The 20,984-nt window shown below is 57.4% G+C and carries 18 protein-coding genes and 2 tRNA genes; 1 reads left to right on the forward strand and 19 read right to left on the reverse strand.

Annotated features, from left to right (window positions below):
- Nucleotides 1–128: 128 nt before the first annotated feature.
- The 16 genes from RB216_RS25045 to rlmE all read right to left on the reverse strand — a co-directional run bounded on the left by RB216_RS25045 (nt 129) and on the right by rlmE (nt 16,353).
- A complete protein-coding gene (locus RB216_RS25045; RefSeq protein WP_028617968.1) occupies nt 129–749 on the reverse strand; it encodes a BON domain-containing protein in 621 nt (206 codons plus the stop codon).
- A 294-nt stretch (nt 750–1,043) separates the two neighbouring features.
- Nucleotides 1,044–3,149 (reverse strand): polyribonucleotide nucleotidyltransferase, encoded by a 2,106-nt coding sequence (pnp, locus tag RB216_RS25050; protein ID WP_016976826.1) that lies wholly within the window; start codon nt 3,147–3,149, stop codon nt 1,044–1,046.
- A gap of 195 nt (nt 3,150–3,344) precedes the next feature.
- Nucleotides 3,345–3,614, reverse strand: coding sequence for a 30S ribosomal protein S15 (gene rpsO, locus RB216_RS25055; RefSeq protein WP_003177875.1), 270 nt, complete (start codon nt 3,612–3,614; stop codon nt 3,345–3,347).
- Between the two features lie 115 nt (nt 3,615–3,729).
- Nucleotides 3,730–4,647, reverse strand: coding sequence for a tRNA pseudouridine(55) synthase TruB (gene truB / locus RB216_RS25060; protein ID WP_003235022.1), 918 nt, complete (start codon nt 4,645–4,647; stop codon nt 3,730–3,732).
- A gap of 3 nt (nt 4,648–4,650) precedes the next feature.
- The gene (gene rbfA, locus RB216_RS25065; protein WP_016973761.1) at nt 4,651–5,046 is read right to left on the reverse strand and encodes a 30S ribosome-binding factor RbfA; all 396 of its coding nucleotides are present in this window, start codon (nt 5,044–5,046) and stop codon (nt 4,651–4,653) included.
- A 159-nt stretch (nt 5,047–5,205) separates the two neighbouring features.
- Entirely contained in the window at nt 5,206–7,731 is a 2,526-nt protein-coding gene (infB, locus tag RB216_RS25070) for a translation initiation factor IF-2 (protein ID WP_028617969.1), read from the reverse strand.
- Nucleotides 7,732–7,758: 27 nt separating this feature from the next.
- Entirely contained in the window at nt 7,759–9,240 is a 1,482-nt protein-coding gene (gene nusA / locus RB216_RS25075; protein WP_025857112.1) for a transcription termination factor NusA, read from the reverse strand.
- A gap of 47 nt (nt 9,241–9,287) precedes the next feature.
- A complete protein-coding gene (gene rimP, locus RB216_RS25080; protein ID WP_003235029.1) occupies nt 9,288–9,746 on the reverse strand; it encodes a ribosome maturation factor RimP in 459 nt (152 codons plus the stop codon).
- A gap of 140 nt (nt 9,747–9,886) precedes the next feature.
- Nucleotides 9,887–9,963 (reverse strand) — tRNA-Met (locus RB216_RS25085).
- A 96-nt stretch (nt 9,964–10,059) separates the two neighbouring features.
- Nucleotides 10,060–10,145: transfer RNA gene (locus RB216_RS25090), tRNA-Leu, on the reverse strand.
- A 22-nt stretch (nt 10,146–10,167) separates the two neighbouring features.
- Entirely contained in the window at nt 10,168–10,551 is a 384-nt protein-coding gene (secG, locus tag RB216_RS25095) for a preprotein translocase subunit SecG (protein WP_003194191.1), read from the reverse strand.
- Nucleotides 10,552–10,555: 4 nt separating this feature from the next.
- Nucleotides 10,556–11,311 carry a triose-phosphate isomerase gene (gene tpiA, locus RB216_RS25100; protein ID WP_003194193.1) on the reverse strand — a complete coding sequence of 252 codons (756 nt, stop codon included), beginning with the start codon at nt 11,309–11,311 and terminating at the stop codon, nt 10,556–10,558.
- 66 nt (nt 11,312–11,377) lie between these two features.
- On the reverse strand, nt 11,378–12,715 hold the full coding sequence (gene glmM / locus RB216_RS25105; protein WP_028617970.1) for a phosphoglucosamine mutase: 1,338 nt from the start codon (nt 12,713–12,715) through the stop codon (nt 11,378–11,380).
- A gap of 16 nt (nt 12,716–12,731) precedes the next feature.
- Nucleotides 12,732–13,583, reverse strand: coding sequence for a dihydropteroate synthase (gene folP, locus RB216_RS25110; RefSeq protein WP_028617971.1), 852 nt, complete (start codon nt 13,581–13,583; stop codon nt 12,732–12,734).
- Between the two features lie 8 nt (nt 13,584–13,591).
- Nucleotides 13,592–15,502: an ATP-dependent zinc metalloprotease FtsH gene (gene ftsH / locus RB216_RS25115; RefSeq protein WP_016976820.1), complete on the reverse strand. Its 1,911-nt coding sequence runs from the start codon at nt 15,500–15,502 to the stop codon at nt 13,592–13,594.
- Nucleotides 15,503–15,702: 200 nt separating this feature from the next.
- Entirely contained in the window at nt 15,703–16,353 is a 651-nt protein-coding gene (gene rlmE / locus RB216_RS25120) for a 23S rRNA (uridine(2552)-2'-O)-methyltransferase RlmE (RefSeq protein WP_016976819.1), read from the reverse strand.
- 106 nt (nt 16,354–16,459) lie between these two features.
- Here rlmE and yhbY point away from each other — a divergent pair, with 106 nt between their 5' ends.
- Nucleotides 16,460–16,768: a ribosome assembly RNA-binding protein YhbY gene (gene yhbY, locus RB216_RS25125; RefSeq protein WP_028617972.1), complete on the forward strand. Its 309-nt coding sequence runs from the start codon at nt 16,460–16,462 to the stop codon at nt 16,766–16,768.
- Nucleotides 16,769–16,791: 23 nt separating this feature from the next.
- On the opposite strand, the gene RB216_RS25130 is transcribed toward yhbY, so the two are convergent.
- The 3 genes from RB216_RS25130 to carB are packed head-to-tail and all read right to left on the reverse strand — an operon-like array spanning nt 16,792 to nt 20,919.
- Nucleotides 16,792–17,196 (reverse strand): hypothetical protein, encoded by a 405-nt coding sequence (locus tag RB216_RS25130; RefSeq protein ID WP_025999772.1) that lies wholly within the window; start codon nt 17,194–17,196, stop codon nt 16,792–16,794.
- Nucleotides 17,197–17,224: 28 nt separating this feature from the next.
- Complete coding sequence (gene greA, locus RB216_RS25135) at nt 17,225–17,701, reverse strand: transcription elongation factor GreA (RefSeq protein WP_028617973.1); 477 nt, start codon at nt 17,699–17,701, stop codon at nt 17,225–17,227.
- Nucleotides 17,698–20,919 (reverse strand): carbamoyl-phosphate synthase large subunit, encoded by a 3,222-nt coding sequence (gene carB / locus RB216_RS25140; protein WP_068935249.1) that lies wholly within the window; start codon nt 20,917–20,919, stop codon nt 17,698–17,700. Before carB ends, greA begins: the two co-directional genes overlap by 4 nt.
- Between the last annotated feature and the right edge of the window lie 65 nt (nt 20,920–20,984).

Raw genomic sequence — 20,984 nt, forward strand, 5'->3', positions numbered from 1 at the left:
CCGACACAAGTGCCGGGGCCTGTAATGACCACATCCGTGTGGTCGGTCGCATGAACTCCAGAGGTGCATCAGGTGGATATCTAACTCACCCTAAGCCGCCGCCATTCGGTTCAGACGAAACGGGTGCGTTACTCTGCTTTGAGGCCGTCGGCCGATACAGCTTTAACGCCTTTGATTTTCTTGGTGATGTTCACCGCGGTAGTTTTCTGGGCTTCAGTGACCGCTGCGGTCGAAGACAGGGACACTACACCTTTGTTGGTTTCGACTTTGATGTCGGTACCAGGAATGCCTTTTTCGGTTACCAGATCAGCTTTGACTTTGGTGGTGATCCAAGTATCCGAGGTGGACTCTTTAGCGCTAGCAGCTGCGCCCTTGGTTTTATCGATACCATCAGCTTTGGTTGCGCCGCCAGCCAGTAGGCCATCAGCAGAAACAGCAGTGACACCTTTGATTTTCTTGGTGATGGCTACAGCGGTCGCTTTTTGCGAGTCCGAAATAGCGACTTCGGAGGACAGGGAAACCACGCCTTTGTTGGTTTCAACCTTGATGTCCGAACCAGGAATACCTTTCTCGGTCAGCAGGTCAGCTTTCACTTTGGTGGTGATCCAGGTATCCGAGGTGGACTCTTTAGCCTTGGTCACTTCACCGGCCGCCAGCGTCATAGGGGCTTGGGAAGTCTGAGCAAAGGCTACGTTAGCACCCATGGCCAGGGTCAGAGCGGTAGCAGTAGCGAGAGCGAACTTCTTCATACGAGTAACTCCTGTTTTATTAAAAGTCTGCAGTACGTAAACCTTGATGCTGCAGCGTTAACAGGAATATTGCAGGCAGTGTGCCAAGTGTGATGAGCCAATAAAACTCATATAAAACAACAACTTATAAAAACACCTAATTTTCGGAATCGTGCAAGTTGCATGAATACCATCGTGGCTGCATGCAAGTTGCGGCTTTTGGATTCAGCTAAACGGCTGATTTCCCGCTACTTTCCAGCGCCCATAAAAAAAGGACTCCGAAGAGTCCCTTTTTCAGCTGAAAGCTCGGGAGGATTAAACGCCCGAAGCCTTGGCTGCTGCTACGTCCTTGATGGACAGTTTGATACGGCCGCGGTTGTCCACGTCCAGTACCAGCACTTCCACTTCCTGGCCTTCCTTCAGGATGTCGGTCACTTTCTCAACGCGAGCGTCGCTCAGCATGGAGATGTGAACCAGACCGTCCTTGCCCGGCAGGATGTTGACGAATGCGCCGAAGTCGACGATGCGCTCAACCTTACCGACGTAGATCTTGCCGATCTCGGCCTCAGCAGTGATGCCCAGAACGCGCTGACGTGCTGCTTCAGCCGCTTCCTTGGTTTCGCCGAAGATCTTGATCGAGCCGTCGTCTTCGATGTCGATCGAAGCCTTGGTTTCTTCGCAGATCGCACGGATAGTCGCGCCGCCTTTACCGATGACATCACGGATTTTGTCGGTGTCGATTTTCATCGCGATCATGGTCGGAGCATTTTCCGACAGTTCGGTGCGGGACTGACCAATGATCTGGTTCATCTGACCGAGGATGTTCAGGCGCGCTTCCAGGGCTTGGCCCAGGGCGATTTCCATGATTTCTTCGGTGATGCCTTTGATCTTGATGTCCATCTGCAGCGCGGTCACACCTTTGGCGGTACCGGCTACTTTGAAGTCCATGTCGCCCAGGTGGTCTTCGTCACCCAGGATGTCGGTCAGGATGGCGAACTTCTCGCCTTCTTTAACCAGGCCCATGGCGATACCGGCAACCGGCGCCTTCATCGGCACACCCGCGTCCATCAGTGCCAGGGAAGCACCGCAAACGGAAGCCATGGAGCTGGAACCGTTGGACTCGGTGATTTCCGACACAACACGGATGGTGTACGGGAACACGTCAGCTGCAGGCAGCATGGCGGCGATCGAACGACGGGCCAGACGGCCGTGACCGATTTCGCGACGACCAGCGCCACCCATGCGACCACACTCGCCCACCGAGAACGGAGGGAAGTTGTAGTGCAGCATGAACGGGTCTTTTTTCTCGCCTTCCAGGGTGTCCAGCAGTTGTGCGTCACGGGCGGTGCCCAGGGTCGCGACTACCAGAGCCTGGGTTTCACCACGGGTGAACAGCGCCGAACCGTGAGTCTTCGGCAGAACGCCGACTTCGATGTTCAGCGGACGTACGGTACGAGTGTCGCGACCGTCGATACGTGGCTTGCCGTTAACGATGTTTTCGCGAACGGTGCGGTATTCGATTTCACCGAAAGCCGCTTTGACGTCGCTGGAGGAAGGCTGGCCTTCTTCACCGGACAGCTTGGCCACAACCTGATCCTTCAGCTCGCCCAGGCGAGCGTAACGGTCGGCCTTGACGGTGATGGTGTAGGCGTCGGAGATGGCAGCGCCGAACTCGGAGCGGATAGCGCCCAGCAGTTCGGTCGCTTCAGCTTGTGGAGCCCAGGTCCAGGTTGGCTTGGCAGCTTCGGCAGCCAGCTCGGTGACGGCCTTGATGACAGCCTGGAACTCGTCGTGGGCGAACAGTACGGCACCCAGCATCTGGTCTTCGGTCAGCTCTTTGGCTTCCGATTCAACCATCAACACGGCTTCCGAGGTACCGGCTACAACCATGTCCAGGCTCGAAGCTTTCTGTTGCTCGTAAGTCGGGTTCAGCAGGTAGCCGGTGCTTTCGTGGAAAGCAACGCGGGCAGCGCCGATCGGGCCATCGAAAGGAATGCCGGAGATGGCCAGGGCAGCCGAAGTACCGATCATCGCAGCGATGTCCGGATCGGTCTTTTTGCTGGTGGAAACGACGGTGCAGACAACCTGCACTTCGTTCATGAAACCTTCTGGGAACAGCGGACGGATCGGACGGTCGATCAGTCGGGAAGTCAGGGTTTCTTTCTCGGAAGGACGGCCTTCACGCTTGAAGAAACCGCCAGGGATCTTACCGGCAGCGTAAGTCTTTTCCTGGTAGTGAACGGACAGAGGGAAGAAGCCTTTGCTCGGGTCAGCGGTCTTGGCGCCAACTACAGTCACCAGAACGGTAACGTCGTCGTCAACGGTAACCAGCACTGCGCCGGAGGCTTGACGGGCGATACGGCCTGTCTCAAGGGTAACGGTCGACTGACCGAACTGGAATTTTTTGATAACCGGGTTCACGGTGTCCTACCTTCTTTGTGGCTCTTGGGGGAACTTGTCTTCTTGCGAAATTCTTGGGCAATGTCGGGAATCGGCCCGAACCTGGTCCAGGGTAAAACGTGTATCCAGATAAAACTTGAGGCTGGGAGCCTACCATGAGCCAGCGGGAATCCCACTGGCACACGGCAGACAACCAACCTCTAGCGCAATCGCTTATTAGCGACGCAGACCCAGGCGACCGATCAGAGTCTGATAACGACCCAGATCCTTGCCTTTCAGGTAGTCCAGCAGCTTACGGCGCTGGTTTACCATGCGGATCAGACCACGACGGGAGTGGTGATCTTTACCGTTGGCCTTGAAGTGACCTTGCAGCTTGTTGATGTTGTGGGTCAGCAGTGCAACTTGCACTTCTGGCGAACCAGTGTCACCAACAGCTTGCTGATAGTCAGCAACGATTTGTGCTTTTTCTTGAACGTCGAGAGCCATGAGGCAATCCTTTTTTCAGGAAACCACCCAAAGGGCAGTTTCAACAGGCCAGGGACAAATCCCTGTATCTAAAAATGAGTAGTGACCGTGCCTGTTAACAGCCACCCTCGTCCGGTCATTCTGACCGAATCAGTCGACGCGGCGCGATGCGCCCGTCTTCGCTCACTTCACCGATACCGATGAAGCGACCATTATGATCCTGTACCCGTACCATGCCGAACTTCGGGGCATCCGGGGCACGTACCGGCTGGCCGTTGAGCCAGTAGAACGCGCTGTGCTCCGAGAAGTGCAGCAATGGCCAATCCAGCAAACCGCTGTCCGATGGCATCAGGAAGCGATCAACCGCTTCGTTGCCGCCTTCGGCGTGTACGGCTTCCAACTCTTCCAGCGTGACCGTCTGGGCCAGGCTAAAAGGGCCGGCCTGGGTGCGTCGCAGTTCTGCAACGTACGCACCGCAACCGAGCTGCTCACCGATATCTTCCACGAGGGTACGGATATAGGTACCTTTGCTGCAGTCCACGGCCAGGCGGGCAGTGTCGCCTTCACAGGCGAGCAATTCCAAGCGCGCAATAGTAACAGAACGCGGTTCGCGCTCCACTACTTCGCCCGCACGTGCCAGCTTGTAAAGAGGCTGGCCATCACGCTTGAGCGCCGAGTACATCGGCGGTATCTGACTGATTTGCCCACGAAAACCGGGTAAAGCCGCTTCAATATCTGCACGACCAACGGTCACATCGCGAACCTGCAGAACATCACCTTCGGCGTCGGCCGTGGTGGTGGTCTTGCCCAATTGCATCAGGGTTTCGTAACCCTTGTCGGAATCGAGCAGGTATTGCGAAAACTTGGTGGCCTCGCCAAAGCACAAAGGCAGTACACCGGTGGCCAAAGGATCGAGGCTGCCTGTGTGCCCGGCCTTTTCGGCGTTGAGCAGCCAGCGGACCTTCTGCAACGCGGCATTGGAGGTAAAGCCAATGGGCTTGTCGAGCAGGATTATGCCGCTGACGTTGCGACGGATACGTTTGACCTGAGCCACCGCTTACTCCTTGGCGTCTTCAGGTGTGGACGGATGCTGGCTGTCTTCAGCCACGGCGCGCTCGATCAGTGCCGACAGGTGCGCACCCCGCACGACGCTTTCGTCGTAGTGGAAGTGCAACTGAGGAACACTGCGCAGCTTCATTTCACGGGCCAACTGCATGCGCAGGAAACCTGCGGCCGAGTTGAGCACCTTGATGCTTTGTGCGATTTCTTCGCTGCTGTCCTGCCCCATCACGGTGATGAAGATCTTGGCGTGACCCACGTCACGGCTCACTTCTACGGCGGTGATGGTGACCAGGCCAACGCGAGGGTCTTTGACTTCGCGACGGATCAGTTGGGCCAGCTCGCGCTGCATCTGATCGCCGATACGCTGGGTACGGCTGTATTCTTTTGCCATGTCTTGTTACCTGTTACTGCCACACGGTGAAACCCGTGGGGTCTGAAAGCGGCAAACGCCCGGCCTGACAAAAGCCAGACCGGGCGTTGCGTTTAGAGTCCGTACGCTGCGCGGGGCATTTGCATGCCCACACGCGGCGTGGCTCCGGAAGTGCGCGAGTTAGAGGCTGCGAGCAACCTGAACCTTCTCGAAGACTTCGATCTTGTCGCCAACCTTGACGTCGTTGTAGCTCTTGACGCCGATACCGCATTCCATGCCGGCACGTACTTCGGAAGCGTCATCCTTGAAGCGGCGCAGGGATTCCAGCTCGCCTTCGAAGATAACGATGTCTTCACGCAGTACACGGATTGGACGGTTACGGTGCACAACACCTTCGATAACCATGCAACCGGCGATCGCGCCGAATTTCGGCGAGCGGAACACGTCACGCACCTCGGCCACACCCAGGATGTTCTCCCGGACGTCGCTGCCAAGCATGCCGGTGAGGGCTTTCTTGACGTCTTCGATGATGTCGTAGATGACGTTGTAGTAACGCATGTCCAAGCCTTCTTGCTCGACGATCTTGCGAGCGCCGGCATCGGCACGCACGTTGAAGCCGAACAGTACAGCGTTGGAAGCCAGTGCCAGGTTGGCGTCGGATTCGGTGATACCACCGACACCGCCACCGACAACGCGCACTTGCACTTCGTCGTTACCCAGGCCATTCAAGGCGCCGTTCAACGCTTCGAGGGAACCACGTACGTCAGATTTGAGGACGATGTTAAGCGTCTTCTTCTCTTCCTGGCCCATGTTCTCGAAGATGTTTTCCAGCTTGCCGGCGTGAGCACGGGCCAGCTTGACTTCGCGGAACTTGCCTTGACGGAACAGAGCCACTTCACGGGCTTTCTTCTCGTCGGCAACCACGCTCATCTCGTCGCCAGCGTCCGGCGTACCGTCCAGGCCGAGGATCTCGACCGGGATAGCAGGACCTGCTTCCTTGATTGGCTTGCCGTTCTCGTCGAGCATGGCACGTACACGGCCGTAGTTCGAACCGACCAGTACCATGTCGCCTTGGCGCAGGGTACCGTCTTGAACCAGAACGGTAGCAACCGGGCCACGGCCCTTGTCGAGACGGGACTCAACGACAACACCACGGCCAGGAGCCGATGGCGTAGCGGTCAGTTCCAGAACTTCGGCTTGCAACAGAACAGCTTCGAGCAGTTCGTCAACGCCGGTACCCATCTTCGCGGAGACCGGTACGAATGGAGTGTCGCCACCCCACTCTTCGGACGTCACGCCGTGAACCGACAATTCGCTACGGATGCGATCGAGATCGGCGCCCGGCTTGTCGATCTTGTTCACTGCTACTACCAACGGAACGCCAGCTGCCTTGGCATGCTGAACGGCTTCGATGGTTTGTGGCATCACGCCGTCGTCCGCTGCAACCACCAGGATCACGATGTCGGTCGCCTTGGCACCACGGGCACGCATTGCGGTAAACGCGGCGTGACCAGGAGTATCGAGGAACGTCACCATGCCACGCTCGGTTTCAACGTGGTACGCACCGATGTGCTGGGTGATACCACCGGCTTCGCCAGCAGCAACCTTGGCACGACGGATGTAGTCGAGCAGGGAGGTCTTACCGTGGTCAACGTGGCCCATTACGGTCACGACTGGTGCACGGGAAACCGCCTCACCTTCAAACTTCAGGGACTCGGCCAGGGAATCTTCCAGGGCGGTGTCGCTGACCAGGGTCACTTTGTGGCCCAGCTCTTCAGCAACCAACTGGGCAGTTTCCTGGTCCAGTACCTGGTTGATGGTGGCCGGAGTACCCAGCTTGAACATGAACTTGATGATTTCAGCAGCCTTGACCGACATCTGTTGAGCGAGGTCGCCCACAGTGATGGTCTCGCCGATCTTCACTTCACGCACGACAGGGCCGGTTGGGCTCTGGAAACCGTGGGCGTTGCGTTTCTTCAGCTTGGCCTTGCCGCGACCACCACGACGGAAGCCATCGCTTTCTTCGTCGGTAGTACGTGGGGCAACGCGTGGAGCAGGCGCTTTCTCTTTGACCGAGGCACGATGCGGAGCGTTTTTGCGCTCGCCATCGCCACCACCGCCACGACGATTGTTATCGTCGGCACGTGGCTTGTCTGGGCGACGAGGTTCGTCACGCTTACGAGCGTCAGCAGCAGGCGCTGGTGCAGCGGCAACCGAAGCGGCCTCACGCACAGCTTCTACAGGAGCGCTAGGCGCGGCGACCGCTTCAGTGGCAGCAGGTTGCGCAGCAGCAGGCTGGCGACGCGCTTCTTCTTCGGCGCGACGCTTGGCTTCTTCTTCAGCCTTCTGACGTGCAGCATTTTCTACTGCGCGACGTTCTTCCAGTTCGCGTTTGCGCTCGGCTTCGATTTCTTCCGGGCTGCGTTGTACGAAGACTTTCTTCTTGCGTACTTCAACGCTGATGCTCTTGCTACCAGCAACACGCAAGGTGCTGGTGGTTTTGCGCTGCAATGTAATCTTGCGCGGTTCTTCCACTTTCGCCTTGTGGCTGCTCTTCAAGTGAGTCAGCAAAGACTGCTTCTCACTATCGCTCACACCTTCATCGGCGGCGGTGTGCGGCAGACCTGCCTCACGCATCTGCTGCAACAGGCGCTCTACCGGTGTTTTGACCTCATCGGCCAGTTGTTTCACCGTGACTTGCGTCATGCACTTCTCTCCTCAGGCCGCGCCTAGTTACTCGAACCAATGGGCTCGGGCGGCCATGATCAACTTGCCGGCACGATCATCGTCAATGCCGTCGATGTCGAGCAGATCGTCAATAGACTGCTCGGCCAGGTCTTCGCGGGTAATTACGCCGCGCACCGCCAGTTCCATCGCCAAATCCTTGTCCATACCCTCAAGCGAGAGCAGGTCTTCGGCCGGATGGGCGTCTGCCAGCTTTTCCTCAGTAGCGATGGCTTTAGTCAACAAACGATCCTTGGCCCGAGCGCGAAGCTCGTTGACGGTGTCTTCGTCAAAGCCGTCGATGTTGAGCATTTCTTCCAACGGTACGTAGGCAATCTCTTCCAGGCTGGTGAAGCCTTCATCTACCAGCACCTGTGCCAGGTCTTCATCGACTTCCAGCTCTTCGATGAAGTTGCGCAGGATGTCACCGGTTTCAGCTTGCTGCTTAGCCTGGATGTCCGATTCGGTCATCACGTTCAGGGTCCAGCCGGTCAGTTGGCTGGCCAGACGCACGTTCTGACCACCACGACCAATGGCCTGAGCCAGATTGTCTGCGCCAACGGCGATGTCCATTGCATGGGCATCCTCGTCAACGATAATTGCCGCCACTTCAGCCGGCGACATGGCGTTGATTACGAACTGCGCCGGGTTATCGTCCCACAGGACGATGTCCACACGCTCACCACCCAATTCGCCCGACACTGCCTGGACGCGCGAACCGCGCATACCGATGCAAGCGCCTTGCGGATCGATGCGTTTGTCCTTGGAGCGGACCGCAATCTTGGCACGCGAACCCGGATCGCGGGACGCAGCCATGACTTCGATCAGGCCTTCGGCGATTTCCGGCACTTCGATACGGAACAGCTCGATCAGCATTTCCGGCGCAGTACGCGACAGGATCAACTGAGGGCCGCGGTTCTCGGTGCGGATTTCCTTGAGCAGCGCACGCAGACGCACGCCGACACGGAAGGTTTCGCGAGAGATGATGTCTTCGCGGGCCAGCAACGCTTCGGCGTTGTTGCCCAGGTCGACGATCACGTTGTCGCGGGTGACTTTTTTCACGGTGCCGGAGATGATTTCACCCAGGCGCTCGCGATAAGCGTCAACGACTTGAGCGCGCTCGGCTTCGCGAACCTTCTGCACGATGACCTGTTTGGCGGTCTGTGCAGCAATACGGCCGAATTCGATCGACTCGATCTTTTCTTCGACGACATCACCGACCTTGGCACCAGGATGCGTTTCGGCAACCTTGCTTGGCCAGGTTTCGATGGCCGGATCATCAAGATCGGCTTCTTCGACGACCGTCCAGCGACGGAAAGTCTCATAGGCACCGGTGTGGCGATTGATTTCCACACGCAGATCAACTTCGTCTTCAAAACGCTTTTTGGTAGCAGTGGCCAGGGCCAGCTCCAGCGCTTCAAAAATCACGTTTGCCGGTACGCCCTTTTCATTGGATACCGACTCAACAACCAGCAGTACTTCTTTGCTCATCGTACGCCTCGCCTTTCGCAAGCCATTGGATCCGCGGGATCCGCGTCTCAGTCAAAACTGGGAATAATGTTGGCCTTGTCGATCATATCGATCGGCAACAGGAACTCATGGTCTTCTACCTGCACCACGACATCCTGTTCTTCTACACCGCGCAGAAGGCCCTGAAAGTTGCGTCGCCCTTCGAAGGGAGAACGCAGCTTGATCTTCACTTGTTCACCGGCAAATTTTGCAAACTGATCAATAGTGAACAGTGGGCGTTCCATGCCAGGCGAGGAAACTTCGAGGGTGTATTCAACGGAGATCGGATCTTCAACATCCAGCACACCGCTAATCTGACGGCTGACAATGGCACAATCGTCCACCAGCACGCCGCCCTCTTTATCGATATAAACGCGCAACATTGAGTGGCGACCTTGAGCCGAAAACTCAATACCCCAGCATTCATAGCCTAGGGCCACGACCACCGGGGCCAGCAAGGCCTGCAACTCTTCTAGCTTGCTCGACACCTGAACCCCCTCGTGCATGTATGTGCATGCTGTGCAAAATAAAAAAATGGGCGAAACGCCCATCCTTGAAACGCCGTCGAACAGCGGCGTTGAAAGTGTCCAGCTAACAAAAAGCCCCTTAAAAGGGGCTCCGCTAAAACTGGTTGCGGGGGCCGGATTTGAACCGACGACCTTCGGGTTATGAGCCCGACGAGCTACCAGACTGCTCCACCCCGCGACAAAGCTGGGGCGGAAGTATACGACCGATCCCTTACAGGGTCAATGTAACCTTCCACCTACAAGAAAGCCCGCAACAGCGGGCTCTCCTGATAATTGGTACCGAGAAGGGGACTCGAACCCCTACACCCTATGGGCACAACCACCTCAAGGTTGCGTGTCTACCAATTCCACCACCTCGGCAATACAGCGATTACAACCCTTCTTACTTCTGCTCTTGAGCTGGAGGTACGTCAGTCGCTGGAGTAGCCGACTTTTGCTCTTGAAGCACCGGGACATCATCAGAAGCCGGTTTTGCTTTTGGTACTTCCAACACTGCTGGGTTTGGGAGACCTACTTGAGTCAGCACATGAGCTTTCTCTTTAGCAAAGTAACCTAACCCCAAGCTGGTTATGAAGAAACCGGCGGCAAGTATAGCAGTAAACTTACTAAGAAAGGTAGAGGAACCTTGGCTTCCGAACACAGTATTTGAAGCACCTGCACCGAAAGACGCACCAGCATCCGCACCTTTACCCTGTTGCAGCAAAACCAGAGCGACGACGCTCAGAGCAGCCAACAGATGAAAAACGACTACGACTGTTTCCAGCATTTTTTCAGTTTCCCGCGGCGCGACAGATCGCACCGAACTCATCTGCATTCAGGGAAGCTCCACCAATGAGCCCCCCATCGATATCCGGCATGCCGAACAGTTCGACCGCATTGGCCGCCTTCACGCTGCCGCCGTATAGAAGACGCACACCTTGTGCGACCTCAGAATTCTCTGCCGCCAACTGCGCGCGGATGGCTGCGTGCACATCCTGCGCCTGTTGCGGTGTAGCAGTCAGCCCGGTACCAATGGCCCAGACCGGCTCGTAAGCAATTACTGCCTTTGCAAACGCACCAACACCCAACTCCTCAATGATACTGCCTAGCTGACGCGAGACAACTTCAAGAGTCTTGCCCGATTCCCGCTGCTCCAGGGTCTCCCCTATGCACAACACCGGAATCAAGCCACAAGCCTGTGCCGCTGCGAACTTACGATTGAGTGTCCCATCACGCTCGCCCATCATCTGACGGCGCTCGGAGTGCCCGACAAGCACATAGGAACAACCCGCATCGACCAACTGACTCGGCGAAATCTCACCGGTCAACGCACCTTGCATTGGCTCCACTGCGGAGTTCTGCGCGCCGACCTGAATCGACTTGCCTTTCAAGCCATCAACCACTTGGTTGATATGCAAGCAAGGCGGGAACACCGCAACATCAACACCGCTCGGCAAGGCCAAGTGACGAAGGCCATTGATCAGCTCAGCGACACTGGCGCGGGTACCGTGCATCTTCCAGTTACCAGCTACCATAGTGCGACGCATGCTGTACCTCGTCGGTCAAAGTGGGCGCAGATGTTACCCAACCACATCATCACTGGCAAGCCGAATTCAGGCGCAAACTTCAGTTACCAGTTTTGCCAGGTCTTCGGCATGGCCGCGAACCTGTGTTTCATCGTCACCTTCGACCATGACACGCACCAGAGGCTCTGTGCCGGACTTGCGCAACAACACGCGACCACGCCCCGCCATAGCGAGGGTCACGCGCTCACACGCCTCTTTGACAGCCGGGTGCTCGATCGGGTTTTCGCCGCCACCAAAACGCACATTGAGCAGCACTTGCGGACATTTGCGCAGCGCCTGGCGCGCCTGGGCCAGACTCTCTTCGCGTCGACGCAAGGACAACAGAACCTGCAACGCAGCGATGATCGCGTCACCTGTGGTGGTGTGCTGGAAGCAGACTACGTGCCCTGAGTTCTCCCCCCCCACCTGCCAGTTACGCTCAAGCAGCTCGGCGATTACATAGCGGTCACCGACATTGGCGCGCACGAAGGGAATACCCAGGTCCGCCAGGGCCAACTCAAGCCCCAGGTTGCTCATCAAAGTACCGACGACGCCACCCTGCAGCTTGTTACGCTCGTGCATGTCACGCGCAATGATGAACAACAGGTCATCGCCATCAACAATCGCGCCCGTGTGATCCACCATCAGCACGCGATCACCATCGCCGTCGAAGGCGATACCCAAGTCGGCATGCTCGGCCAGGACGGCCGCCTGCAGTTGTTCCATATGGGTGGAACCACAGTTTTCGTTGATGTTCAGCCCGTTGGGCTGAGCCGACAATACCGTCACGTCCGCGCCCAACTCCTTGAACACGCTCGGTGCGACCTTGTAGGTCGCGCCGTGTGCGCAGTCGACCACAATCTTCAAGCCGGCAAAATTGGTGCTGCTCGGCACACTGCTCTTACAGAATTCGATATAGCGGCCAGAGGCGTCATTGATACGCGACACCTTGCCCAGCTTGCTGGATTCAACCACCGTCATCGGCGCGTCCAGCAACTCTTCGATCATCAACTCGATCTCATCCGGCAGCTTGGTGCCCTGGCCCGAGAAGAATTTGATGCCGTTGTCATCATGAGGATTGTGCGAGGCACTGATCACGATACCGGCTTCAGCGTGAAAGGTACGCGTCAGGTAAGCGATCGCCGGCGTCGGCATGGGCCCCAACAGCATCACATCCGCGCCTGCGGCGGACAGGCCCGCCTCCAGTGCCGACTCAAACATGTACCCCGAGATACGGGTGTCCTTGCCCACCAGAATGCGGCACGCGCCCATACTGCGGAACGCCATGCCCGCCGCCCAGCCCAGCTTGAGCATGAAATCAGGAGTAATCGGAAATTCGCCGACCCGACCACGGATACCGTCGGTGCCAAAGTATTTTTTAGTCATAAGTGCTCCATCATTCTTATTCGGCTGATTCTACAGCGGCAATCATACGCACGACATCTACGGTCTCGGCGACATCATGCACACGCAAGATACGCGCACCCTTGGTCACCGCCAGCGCAGCCAGTGCAAGGCCGCCATATAACCGTTCACCCACTGGACGATTCAAGGCCAGCCCTATCATGCTCTTGCGCGAAACGCCGACCAATAGGGGCCGACCAAGGGCGTGCAGGGCTTCCATATGCTTGAACAGACTCAGGTTGTGCTGCAGGGTCTTGGCGAAACCGAAGCCGGGATCGAGGATGATTTTTTCCTCAGCAATCCCCGCGACAGCACACCGAGCGACCCGCTCAGCGAGAAAACCGCTGACTTCGCCGACAAGGTCATCATAGTGAGGGCTGTCCTGCATGTTGCCGGGTTCCCCCAGCATGTGCATCAGACACACCGGCAGACCGGTTGCCGCCGCCGCATCAAGGGCGCCGTCGCGCTGGAGAGAGCGCACATCGTTGATCAGCCCCGCCCCAAGGCGGGCAGTTTCGCGCATCACGGCCGGCGTCGACGTATCAACCGAGATGATCACATCCAGCTCACGCGCAATACGCTCGACGATCGGCGCCACCCTCTCCAACTCTTCCAAGGGAGAAACGATGCGGGCCCCAGGCCGAGTCGACTCACCACCCACATCAATCAGGGTCGCTCCCGCCGCAACCATTGCTTCAGCATGTCGCAACGCTGCATCAAGCTGGCTGAAGCGGCCGCCATCGGAAAAGGAGTCGGGGGTTACGTTGAGAATGCCCATGACATGCGTATGGGCTAAATCAAGAACCCGGTTGCCGCAAGGCAACCGGGTGGAGGACAACACAGAAGTCATTTCAAGCCTTAGACGTCAGCTGCCGGGCCGCCGATCGGGGTTTCAGGGCGTTCATTCTGAACCACTGGCGGAGTACCAGAGGTGCCCGAACCGCCTTCCCAATCGCGAGGCTCACGAGGTGCACGACCTGCCATGATGTCGTCGATCTGATCGGCATCAATGGTCTCGTACTTCATCAGCGCATCCGCCATGGCATCCAGCTTGTCGCGGTTGTCCGTGAGGATCTGCTTGGCCGTGCCGTAGCACTGGTCAATGATGCTGCGCACTTCGGAGTCGATCAGCTTGGCCGTCTCACCGGAGAAGCTGGCGTTTTGACCACCACCGCCGCGACCCAGGAACACTTCGCCTTCTTCCTCGGCATACATCAAAGGACCGAGCTTTTCCGACAAGCCCCACTTGGTCACCATGTTCCGCGCAATCTGGCTGGCACGCATGATGTCGTTGGAAGCACCGGTAGTGACACCGTCGAAGCCCAGGGTCATTTCTTCAGCAATCCGACCGCCGTAGAGCGAGCAGATCTGACTGATCAGTGCGCGCTTGGAGAGACTGTAGCGATCCTCTTCCGGCAGGAACATGGTCACACCCAGCGCCCGACCACGAGGAATGATCGACACTTTGTAGACCGGATCATGCTCAGGCACGACGCGACCAACGATAGCGTGACCCGCTTCGTGATAAGCGGTGTTCTGTTTCTCTTTTTCGGACATGACCATGGATTTGCGCTCGGCACCCATCATGATCTTGTCTTTTGCCAGCTCGAACTCTTTCATTTCAACGATGCGCTTGCCGGTACGGGCAGCAAACAACGAAGCCTCGTTCACCAAGTTGGCAAGGTCGGCACCGGAGAAGCCTGGAGTGCCACGGGCGATCACGGCCGGAGCCACGTCGTCTCCCATCGGCACTTTGCGCATGTGTACTTTCAGGATCTGTTCGCGACCACGGATATCCGGCAAGCCAACTACCACCTGGCGGTCGAAACGGCCTGGACGCAGCAATGCAGGATCCAATACATCCGGGCGGTTGGTTGCAGCAATGACGATGATGCCATCGTTCATTTCGAAGCCGTCCATCTCAACCAGCAGTTGGTTGAGGGTCTGCTCACGCTCATCATGACCGCCCCCCATGCCGGCGCCACGATGGCGGCCAACGGCGTCGATTTCATCGATGAAGATGATGCATGGCGCATGCTTTTTAGCCTGTTCGAACATATCGCGAACACGGCTGGCACCGACACCGACAAACATTTCGACGAAATCAGAGCCGGAAATGGTGAAGAAAGGCACCTTGGCTTCGCCGGCAATCGCCTTGGCCAGCAAGGTTTTACCGGTACCCGGAGGACCAACCATCAGTACACCGCGAGGAATACGGCCACCCAGGCGCTGAAACTTGCCCGGATCGCGCAGGAACTCCACCAGCTCGCCTACTTCTTCCTTGGCTTCGTCACAACCGGCAACGTCAGCCAGGGTAGTTTTCACCTGATCTTCGGAGAGCAGGCGTGCCTTGCTCTTGCCGAAGCTCATCGGCCCGCCCTTGCCTCCCGCACCACCTTGCATCTGGCGCATGAAGAACATGAACACGGCGATGATCACCAGGATCGGGAAGCTGGCTACCAACAATTGGGTCCAGATGCTCTGCTGCTCAGGCTGCTTACCTTCGACCACCACGTGGTTGTCCACCAGGTCGCCGATCAGACCGTTGTCCTGGATTGCCGGACGAATGGTCTTGAAGCTGTCGCCATCGTTGCGTTTGCCGGTGATCACGTAGCCATCAACCGCTACGCGCTCGACCTTGCCATCCTTAACTTGCTGGATGAAGTCGGAATAGTTGAGGGTCTGCGGCTCGTTAGGGCTGGAGAAGTTGTTCATCACCGTCACCAGGACAGCCGCGATGATCAACCACAGGATCAGATTCTTTGCCATATCGTTCAATTAACTACCCTCTGAAGCAAGCTCCGCTACTGGCGCGCGCTTCGCATGATATTCACCGGCCTAACTTACTACATTACCTACAACTCTGGCAGGCGCCGTCTGTAACCCTTTGTGAAACTTTGACTACACAATATTCGTAAAGCTTCGTGACGAAAGCGATATAAAAAAACCTATCGCCCTCCTCGAATTCCTCAAAAACGCTCTTCACTCGCAGCGCCTTCAACTCCGCGGAAGCCGCGGCACAGCAGGTACTGCTCCCGAGACCTGTCTCGGGATGAGTCAGGCTTACGCGTTTGCACCTTCTCGAACAACTTGCGAATGTTCTTGTGGTACTCGTCGAAACCCTCGCCCTGGAAGACTTTCACCAGAAAATCACCACCAGGACGCAAAACCCGACCCGCCAAATCCAGCGCCAGCTCACATAGGAACATTGCGCGCGGCATATCAACGGCCGGTAATCCACTCATATTGGGGGCCATGTCGGAAATCACAAGGTCTACCTGCGAATTTCCCACAGCCTCAAGGATCTGTGCGAGTACGGCATCCTGAGTGAAGTCACCGTGAACAAAGGTCACATCCGGGATACTGTCCATTTCCAGAATGTCGGAAGCGATCAAGCGGCCCTGCCCACCAATCAGACGACTGGTCACCTGGGACCAACCACCTGGGGCTGCACCCAGATCGATAACGCTCATGCCTGGACGGATCAACTTATCCTTGTCCTGGATCTCCAGCAGCTTGTAGCTGGCCCGCGAACGGTAGCCGTCCTTCTGCGCCTTTTTGACGTAAGGATCGTTGAAATGTTCTTGTAGCCACTTAAGGCTGGTTTTGGAACGGGCCACGGGCCACCTCGAAAAATAAAACGGGTCGTGATTAACTGGGCGGTCCCGGACTCGCTCGGGTAAACTGGCCGCCGCTTTTTACAAGATCAGACGCAGGGGTCAGATTATGCCGCTCACTCAAGAGCAGAAGAAACAGTACAAATCCATTGGCCACCATCTGAAACCAGTTCTGATTGTGGCAGATAACGGTTTGACTGAAGGTGTGTTAGCCGAATTCGAACGTGCGCTGAACGATCATGAACTGATCAAGATCAAGGTCAACATCCTTGACCGCGAAGCGCGCCTGGCTGCCATTGCAGAACTGTGCAAGGCAGGCAAAGCGGACCTGGTCCAGGTCATCGGCAAGATGGCGCTGCTGTATCGCAAGAACTTCAGCGTCAACAAGCAACTGTCGAACGTTCATCGCTTCAAATGATGACTTTTAAATAACAGCAAGGGTCACGGGCGCGCTTCGCGCGCCCTGCCACTCCACCCTGGCGCCGGCTGCATAACCAGCACCAGACCAGAAAACCCTAGTACAAGATAGCTGAATAGCTGCCAGCGCAACGCTTCCGGCAGCCAGACATGCACAATGCAATACATTGCACACGCATACAGCGCCATCAACAGCAGTTGCCCGCGAATATCCCGCCACAAACTCCCCAAGCCTTCAGCCTTGACTAGCACCAACGCCTGGAGCGTCACGCACGCCGCCGCAAAACCCACCAGCAGCGCACTGAGTAATCCATCGATCTCATCGATCAGCAACGGTGCCAGGCCAATCAGGCCCAGCGCCGGCAACACGCCAATGTGCAACAACCACAGGCCACCCACCCAAAGCATCTGGGAGAGCTGCCAAAGCATGGCGCCCGCACGTAGCGGGCGCCGTCTTTCAGACGTGACTAACTTCAACAATCTCGTACTCGATCACGCCGCCTGGCGTTTTCACAGCAACCACATCACCCTCTTCCTTGGCAATCAAGGCGCGGGCAAGCGGAGAACCGACAGAGATTTTGCCGAGCTTGAAGTCAGCCTCATCCTCGCCAACGATGTGGTAAACCACACTTTCGTCCGTTTCGACGTTGGCGATTTCCACGGTCGTGCCGAAAATCACCTTACCGGTCTTCGGAATGGTCGTCACGTCGATGACCACCGAGTTCTGCAGGCGGCCTTCGATATCGCGGATGCGCGCCTCGACCATACCTTGCTGCTCGCGAGCAGCGTGGTATTCGGCGTTTTCCTTCAAGTCACCCAGCTCGCGGGCCGTACCGATGTCCTGGCTCAGCTTTGGACGGACGACCTTGGTCAGATGGGCGTGCTCCTCTTCCAGGGCCTTGAAGCCCTGGACGGTCATTGGGTATTTGGTCATGCCTTCAATCCTGCGTGTAGATCCTGCAAGCGACGCACGGTCTTTTCCGGACCGAACTTGAGCGCTTCGCAGATGGCTTCGCCAGCAGCAATGGTGGTGGTGCAGTAGATCTTGTGCTGCAAGGCGTTACGACGAATGGAGTAGGAGTCCGCGATCGACTGGCGACCTTCGGTGGTGTTGATGATCAGGGTGACTTCGTCATTCTTGATCATGTCGACCACGTGCGGACGGCCTTCCGTCACCTTGTTCACGCGACGCACTTTCAAGCCGGCAGCTTCGATCAGCTTGGCGGTCCCGGCGGTGGCCACGACTTCGAAGCCCAAGTTGATCAGATCACGGGCCACGCCTGCAACCAGTGGCTTATCATCATCACGCACACTGATGAACGCAGTACCACCAGTCGGCAGCACTTCGCTGGCACCCATTTGGGCCTTGGCAAAGGCTTCACCGAAGGTGTCGCCCACGCCCATCACTTCACCGGTGGACTTCATCTCTGGGCCCAGGATCGGGTCCACGCCAGGGAACTTGGCGAACGGGAACACCGCCTCTTTCACGCTGTAGAAGTTCGGAATGATTTCCTTGGTGAAGCCGATCTCTTTCAGGGTCTTACCTGCCATCACGCGAGCCGCGATCATGGCCAGGGAGACACCGATGCACTTGGAAACAAATGGCACGGTACGCGAAGCACGCGGGTTGACTTCAATGACGTAGATGTCTTCGCCTTGCAGCGCCAACTGTACGTTCATCAGGCCAACTACGCCCAATTCCAAGGCCATTTTCTTGACCTGTTCGCGCATCTCGTCCTGGATGTGCGCCGGCAGCGAGTACGGCGGCAGCGAGCATGCAGAGTCACCGGAGTGAACGCCCGCCTGTTCGATGTGCTGCATGATCGCGCCGATCACCACGTCGGTGCCGTCGCAAACGGCGTCCACATCCATCTCGATGGCGCAGTTGAGGAAGTGGTCCAGCAGCACCGGGCTGTCGTTGGACACTTTCACCGCATCACGCAGGTAGCGCTTGAGCTCTTCTTCTTCGTAGACGATTTCCATCGCACGACCACCCAATACGTAGGACGGACGCACCACCAGCGGGTAGCCGATCTTGCTGGCTGCGCGAATGGCTTCGTCTTCGCTGCGCACGGTGGCGTTTGGCGGCTGGCGCAGGTTCAGGCGCTCAACCATTTGCTGGAAGCGCTCACGGTCTTCTGCACGGTCAATTGCGTCTGGGCTGGTGCCGATAATCGGCACGCCTGCTTCTTCCAGGGCACGCGCCAGCTTCAGTGGAGTCTGGCCGCCGTACTGGACGATCACGCCCTTTGGCTTCTCGACCCGGCAGATTTCCAGCACGTCTTCCAGGGTCACTGGCTCGAAGTACAGGCGATCCGAGGTGTCATAGTCAGTGGAAACGGTTTCCGGGTTGCAGTTGACCATGATGGTCTCGTAACCGTCTTCGCGCAGGGCCAATGCAGCGTGTACGCAGCAGTAGTCGAACTCGATACCCTGGCCGATACGGTTTGGGCCACCGCCGAGGATCATGATCTTGTCGCGGCCCGACGGCGCGGCTTCGCACTCTTCCTCGTAAGTTGAGTACATGTAGGCGGTGTCGGTAGCGAACTCGGCCGCGCAGGTGTCAACGCGCTTATAGACCGGGAAGATTTCCAGCTTGTGGCGGTGGCGACGCAATGCTTTTTCGGTCACACCCAGCAACTTGGCCAGACGCATGTCGGAGAAACCTTTGCGCTTGAGCTTGAACATCAAGTCGCGGTCGATACTGGCCAGACCCAGGGTCTTGACCTTCTCTTCTTCCTTGATCAGGTCTTCGATCTGCACCAGGAACCACGGGTCGATCATGTTCATGCCGAAGATGTCTTCGACCGACAGGCCGGCGCGGAAAGCATCAGCCACGTACCAGATGCGCTCGGCGCCCGGCACGGTCAGTTCGCGCTTGAGGATGCTCATGCTTTCCGGATTGCTCAGGTCGAGCTTCTCGTCCAGGCCACAAACGCCCACTTCCAGACCGCGCAAGGCTTTCTGCAGGGACTCCTGGAAGGTCCGGCCGATGGCCATGACTTCACCGACCGACTTCATTTGAGTGGTCAGGCGTGCGTCGGCTTTCGGGAATTTCTCGAACGCGAAACGTGGCAGCTTGGTGACGACGTAGTCGATCGACGGCTCAAAGGACGCCGGAGTAGCGCCGCCGGTGATTTCGTTCTGCAGTTCGTCCAGGGTATAGCCGATCGCCAACTTGGCGGCGATACGCGCAATCGGGAAACCGGTAGCTTTAGAGGCCAGGGCCGAGGAACGGGATACCCGCGGGTTCATCTCGATGACTACCATGCGCCCCGTGTTCGGGCAGATGCCGAACTGGACGTTGGAGCCGCCGGTTTCCACGCCGATTTCACGCAGTACCGCCAGCGAGGCGTTACGCATGATCTGGTATTCCTTGTCCGTCAGGGTCTGCGCCGGCGCAACTGTGATCGAGTCACCGGTGTGCACGCCCATCGGATCGAAGTTTTCGATGGAACAGACGATGATGCAGTTGTCCTTCTTATCGCGGACAACCTCCATCTCATACTCTTTCCAGCCGATCAGGGACTCGTCAATCAGCAGCTCTTTGGTCGGCGACAGGTCCAGGCCACGAGAACAGATTTCTTCGAACTCTTCACGGTTGTAAGCGATACCGCCACCGGTGCCGCCCATGGTGAAGGACGGACGGATGATGCACGGGAAGCCCAGCTTCTCGAGCACTGTGTTGGCCTCTTCCATGCTGTGGGCGATACCCGAGCGCGGGCAGTCCAGGCCGATGGACTTCATCGCCTTGTCAAAGCGCGAACGGTCTTCGGCCTTGTCGATGGTGTCGGCATTGGCGCCGATCATTTCTACGCCGAATTTCTCCAGGACGCCTTCGCGCTCCAGATCCAGGGCGCAGTTCAGAGCGGTTTGACCACCCATGGTTGGCAGCAGCGCGTCCGGACGCTCTTTCTCGATGATCTTGGCAACAGTCTGCCACTTGATCGGCTCGATGTAAGTGGCGTCAGCCATGTCCGGGTCGGTCATGATGGTGGCCGGGTTGGAGTTCACCAGGATGACGCGGTAACCCTCTTCGCGCAGGGCTTTACAGGCCTGGGCGCCGGAGTAGTCGAATTCGCAGGCCTGGCCGATCACGATCGGGCCAGCGCCGAGAATCAGGATGCTTTTTATGTCTGTACGTTTTGGCATGGGTTTGTCACTCAAATCCGCAGGTCAGTCGGCAAGCCGTCTTGAACAATCTTTGAAGAGCCTGC

Source organism: Pseudomonas canadensis (assembly GCF_030980095.1).
GTDB lineage: Bacteria > Pseudomonadota > Gammaproteobacteria > Pseudomonadales > Pseudomonadaceae > Aquipseudomonas > Aquipseudomonas canadensis.

Excerpts from the sequence above, each read along its gene's own strand:
- ftsH (WP_016976820.1), bottom strand. The coding sequence starts at position 15,502 with ATGGCAAAGAATCTGATCCTGTGGTTGATCATCGCGGCTGTCCTGGTG.
- infB (WP_028617969.1), bottom strand. The coding sequence starts at position 7,731 with ATGACGCAAGTCACGGTGAAACAACTGGCCGATGAGGTCAAAACACCG.
- folP (WP_028617971.1), bottom strand. The coding sequence starts at position 13,583 with ATGACTTCTGTGTTGTCCTCCACCCGGTTGCCTTGCGGCAACCGGGTT.
- secG (WP_003194191.1), bottom strand. The coding sequence starts at position 10,551 with ATGCTGGAAACAGTCGTAGTCGTTTTTCATCTGTTGGCTGCTCTGAGC.
- rpsO (WP_003177875.1), bottom strand. The coding sequence starts at position 3,614 with ATGGCTCTCGACGTTCAAGAAAAAGCACAAATCGTTGCTGACTATCAG.
- tpiA (WP_003194193.1), bottom strand. The coding sequence starts at position 11,311 with ATGCGTCGCACTATGGTAGCTGGTAACTGGAAGATGCACGGTACCCGC.
- RB216_RS25130 (WP_025999772.1), bottom strand. The coding sequence starts at position 17,196 with ATGCTTTGGCAGCTCTCCCAGATGCTTTGGGTGGGTGGCCTGTGGTTG.
- glmM (WP_028617970.1), bottom strand. The coding sequence starts at position 12,715 with ATGACTAAAAAATACTTTGGCACCGACGGTATCCGTGGTCGGGTCGGC.
- yhbY (WP_028617972.1), top strand. The coding sequence starts at position 16,460 with ATGCCGCTCACTCAAGAGCAGAAGAAACAGTACAAATCCATTGGCCAC.
- nusA (WP_025857112.1), bottom strand. The coding sequence starts at position 9,240 with ATGAGCAAAGAAGTACTGCTGGTTGTTGAGTCGGTATCCAATGAAAAG.
- carB (WP_068935249.1), bottom strand. The coding sequence starts at position 20,919 with ATGCCAAAACGTACAGACATAAAAAGCATCCTGATTCTCGGCGCTGGC.
- greA (WP_028617973.1), bottom strand. The coding sequence starts at position 17,701 with ATGACCAAATACCCAATGACCGTCCAGGGCTTCAAGGCCCTGGAAGAG.
- RB216_RS25045 (WP_028617968.1), bottom strand. The coding sequence starts at position 749 with ATGAAGAAGTTCGCTCTCGCTACTGCTACCGCTCTGACCCTGGCCATG.
- rbfA (WP_016973761.1), bottom strand. The coding sequence starts at position 5,046 with ATGGCAAAAGAATACAGCCGTACCCAGCGTATCGGCGATCAGATGCAG.